At 61.9% G+C, this 4,019-nt stretch carries 5 protein-coding genes; all 5 read left to right on the top strand.

Annotation, left to right across the window (positions count from 1 at the left end; genetic code table 11):
* Positions 1-23: 23 nt before the first annotated feature.
* On the top strand, positions 24-329 hold the full coding sequence (gene fdxB, locus EOINJALH_RS00045) for a ferredoxin III, nif-specific (RefSeq protein WP_088278269.1): 306 nt from the start codon (positions 24-26) through the stop codon (positions 327-329).
* A 16-nt stretch (positions 330-345) separates the two neighbouring features.
* Positions 346-783, top strand: coding sequence for a nitrogen fixation protein NifQ (locus EOINJALH_RS00040; RefSeq protein WP_088278268.1), 438 nt, complete (start codon positions 346-348; stop codon positions 781-783).
* Between the two features lie 117 nt (positions 784-900).
* Positions 901-2,148, top strand: coding sequence for a nucleoside recognition domain-containing protein (locus EOINJALH_RS00035; protein WP_088278267.1), 1,248 nt, complete (start codon positions 901-903; stop codon positions 2,146-2,148).
* 124 nt (positions 2,149-2,272) lie between these two features.
* Positions 2,273-2,956: a hypothetical protein gene (locus EOINJALH_RS30940; protein ID WP_144289778.1), complete on the top strand. Its 684-nt coding sequence runs from the start codon at positions 2,273-2,275 to the stop codon at positions 2,954-2,956.
* Positions 2,957-3,067: 111 nt separating this feature from the next.
* A complete protein-coding gene (locus tag EOINJALH_RS30935) occupies positions 3,068-3,769 on the top strand; it encodes a hypothetical protein (protein ID WP_144289777.1) in 702 nt (233 codons plus the stop codon).
* Positions 3,770-4,019 lie beyond the last annotated feature (250 nt).

Below are 4,019 nucleotides of genomic sequence, written 5' to 3'. Positions count from 1 at the left end.
CCCGCCGACCAAGGACCCCCGCCATGAGCGACTTTTCCGTCACCCTGCCCTCGGGCGAGACCTGGACCCCCACCTTCGTGAAGTCCATCGATGAAGGCAAGTGCATCGGCTGCGGCCGCTGCTTCAAGGTGTGCCCGCGCGGCGTGCTCGAGCTGGTGGGGCTGGACGAAGACGGCGAGCGCATCGTCGTGGACATCGACGGCGACGACGACGAGGAATACGAGAAGAAGGTGATGACCATCGCGCACCAGGAGCTGTGCATCGGCTGCACCGCGTGCTCGAAGATCTGCCCGAAGAAGTGCTACAGCCACGCCCCCGCGGCGGTGTGAGCGGGACGGCACGACCATGGGTGGCCGGCCGCTGATGCTGCAGCCCTGCGCCCAGGCGCAGGCCCGCGTGGCCACGCGCGGCGACGAGGTGGACGACCTGATGGCGCTGCTGCTGGCGCATGCCGACCCCGCCGCCGGCAGCCCCGCCGACATCGACGCCGTGGCGCGCGCGCTGGCCGTGGCCAGTTTGGGCGACAACCACCTGTGGCAAGACCTGCAGTTGCCGTCACGCACGGAACTGTCCGCGCTGTTCGCGCACTGGTTTCCGGCGCTGAAGGCCCGCAACGACCGCGACATGAAGTGGAAGAAGTTCCTCTACAAGCAGCTGTGCGAGCGCGAGGCGCTGTTCATCTGCAAGGCCCCCAGCTGCGCGGTGTGCAGCGACAGGCCGGTGTGCTTCGGCCCCGAGCTGGCGGCCGAGCCCGCGCCGGGGCAGCCGGCCCTCACGGCCTGAGCCCCGCGACGGCCCGCCACGGGGGTGGGCCAGGGGCCCGGCCGCGGTGACGGGCCGGCCGGCGCCGCCGCCGTCGTATGCTGGCGGCCACCCGCCGCCACGCCACCGCCCGCACCGATGATCCTCAACGCCATCTGGATCGGCTTCATCCTCATCGGCTTTGCCGTGGCCGTGGTGAAGACGGCGCAGGGCAACCTGGCGATCTTCGGCCAGGTGATGACCGGCCTGTTCGAGACGGCCAAGACCGGCTTCGACATCTCGCTGGGCCTGGTGGGCGTGATGGCGCTGTGGCTGGGCATCATGAAGATCGGCGAGCAGGCCGGCGTGATCAGCCTGTTTGCGCGGGCCATGTCGCCGTTCTTCCGCCGCATCTTTCCGGACATCCCGCCCGGACACCCGGCCGGCGGCAGCATCGTGATGAACTTCAGCGCCAACATGCTGGGGCTGGACAACGCTGCCACCCCGCTGGGCCTGAAGGCCATGCGCGAGCTGCAGGAGATCAACCCGCAGAAGGACGTGGCCAGCAACGCGATGATCATGTTTTTGGTGCTGAACACCGCTGGCATCACGCTGATCCCCACGTCGGTGATCGCCATCCGCCAGAGCCTGGCGGCCGAGCAGGGGCTGGTGGGCTTCAATGGCGCCGACATCTTCTTGCCCACGCTGATCGGCACCTTCATCTCGTTCACGGCCGGGCTGCTGGCGGTGGCCTGGGTGCAGCGCATCAACCTGCTGCGCGCGCCGGTGCTGCTGGCCTTTGGCGGCTTCGTGGGCGCGATGGCCGCGCTGTACGGCTGGCTGCACCGCTACCCGCCGGCCGAGATGGCGCAGTGGATCAGCGTGCTGGGCAGCGGCGTGATCCTGTCGATCATCGTGCTCTTCGTGGCCACCGGCGCGGTGCGGCGCATCAACGTGTACGAGGCCTTCGTCGACGGCGCGAAAGAGGGCTTCGGCGTGGCCGTGCAGATCGTGCCTTATCTGATCGCCATCCTGGTGGCCATCTCGGTGTTCCGCACCACCGGCTGCATGGACTACCTGGTGGGCGGCATCGGCGCCGTGGTGGTGGCCCTGGGCCTGAACGCCGACTTCGTGCCCGCGCTGCCGGTGGGCCTGATGAAGACCCTGTCGGGCAGCGGCGCCCGCGGCCTGATGGTGGACGTGATGAAGACCTACGGCGTCGACTCGTTCCAGGGCAAGCTGGCCAGCATCATCCAGGGCTCCACCGAAACCACCTTCTACGTGCTGGCGGTGTACTTCGGCAGCGTGAACATCCGCAGGACGCGGTATGCGCTGACGTGTGGGCTGTTCGCGGACGCGGTGGGGCTGGTGGGGGCGATTTGGGTGGGGTACTTGCTTTATGGGTGAGGATGGGCGTTGCGAGGCATGCCAGCAACTGTCTCTCTGCATGAGCTATTGCCTTTATGCGGCACAGTCGCTACAAGCATGGGACTGTCACTTTCGACAGCTACTAGAGGTAGGAGGAATACTAATGAAGCTTCACATTGTTGCGCTAAGTGCGCTCTTCGCCGCCGCCGGCTCGTACGCGGCAGACCCTGGAGTCGAAAGATCATTCCCGGTGACGCCACCAAACGTCTTGTCCGCAGGCAACTGGCAGTATCAAGGGGCAGCGACGTTTGCGTCCAACAAGCCTCTGACCGTAGGAGACATGAACTGGGGTGCTGACTTCGTAATCAGCAAGTTCAAAGGCACGCGGGTCGTTCTCAAGTACACCGGTTGCATAGGCCTGTCCTCCGCGTCAACGTCAATGGTTGGTCTTATGATGCCCAATCCAAATTATCAAGGTGACTTGAACTCGCCGACAAACCCTACCAACACCTCAGTCGGCTGGGAGTTGACAGTTGCAGCTAGAGCTAGCAGCTCTCCAAACTTTGTAGTCTTCAGAGGGAACAGCACAACTGGATCGCTACTATCGGCCGTTCCCGTCTCTGCTTCGCCTCCCCTTACCGACGCCGGGTATTGCGCCTCTTATCGATTTGTTAAGTCAACGGCCGGCGTGTCACTCTATATCAACGACATACTTGTCTTCACCGGTCCGAGTCTTGATTCGTCGGCGGGTGTAGCAGCCTACTTTCAAGCATTTGACAAACCTTCGACTTTCAGCTCCACAAAGTTCGTCGTCAAGCTAGACGACGATGAAGAGGACGATCGCTAGATGGATCGAACTTCGCTCTGCGCATAAGCGTAAGTTTGGCGGCCGGAAAGTCGCACTGCTCACGCCGGTTGCCTACAATAAAGTTAGGCGCTTTGAATAATGGCCGAGCCAATGTCCTCCAAAGATGCACTGAGCGTAGCGCTCCCCTTCGCCCTCGCGGTCGGCGGCGCGTACTCGACGGGATACTGGGGATACTTTCATATTGACGCGCTTCAATTTGTGTCGCTGGTAGATGTCGCAAAACTTGCGGTCTATCCACTACTTTTCCTGGCGCTAAGCACGATTTTATCCGCAACTTACGTCGAATCCGCCTTTGGTCCCGGCTTCGAACCCGGTGCAGGTGCAGATACAAGGGTTGGCCGCTTCCTGCGAAAGTTCGCTCGGCCACTCACTTTGCTAAACATTCTTCTTGTCGTTGCCGCATTGACATTGATACCAGACCCGTTTCGTTGGCATGTTGTTTCCGTCCTTTGCGTCCCCCTCGCCGGCCCGCTGACTCATACCTTGTACTTTGAGACATTAATTCCAAATGCCCGTTTTCGGGCCATCCTTGTCGGCCAGGTTCTCTTGCTACCAATTCTTGCGTTTGCAATAGGACGCGGAGCAGCTATCCGCGTTGACTCAGGTGACTCTGATTTGTACGTAGACGCAATGCGCTCTTCGCTTCCTGCCTACTCGAGTGTCTCGGAGCCGCTCGTCTACATTGGAAAGCTTGGTGAAACTTACTTTGTCCGCGAACCACGCACGGGCAAGATCGTGCTATTTCGACTGAAGGATGAATCGCAGCTTGTACTCATCCGCAAGGACGGCTAGCCCTTGTAGAAGGGCTCTGCACTAGCCAAAAGCAGGAAGTCTGATATTGGCCAACGGTCTGATTTCTACAGGAGTCACCCGCTGGCCTGTTTGGGTTGAATCGGCTGAACGTGCCCATAGGACGCTGAACAAACGTTTTAGGCAGTGACGATGTCGTGCTACAGAGAGCCGCTCGAACTTCGTCATTCTGACCTACTGCCCTTCAGCAGCCCGCGTCAGCGCAGCGTCCCATCCGCCACCCCCCACCCAC

Source organism: Ideonella sp. A 288, assembly GCF_002198735.1.
In the GTDB taxonomy this organism is placed as follows: Bacteria; Pseudomonadota; Gammaproteobacteria; order Burkholderiales; family Burkholderiaceae_C; genus Pseudaquabacterium.
Note: the sequence above shows the minus strand (reverse complement) of the source record. Positions and strands in the feature narration are given on the sequence as shown.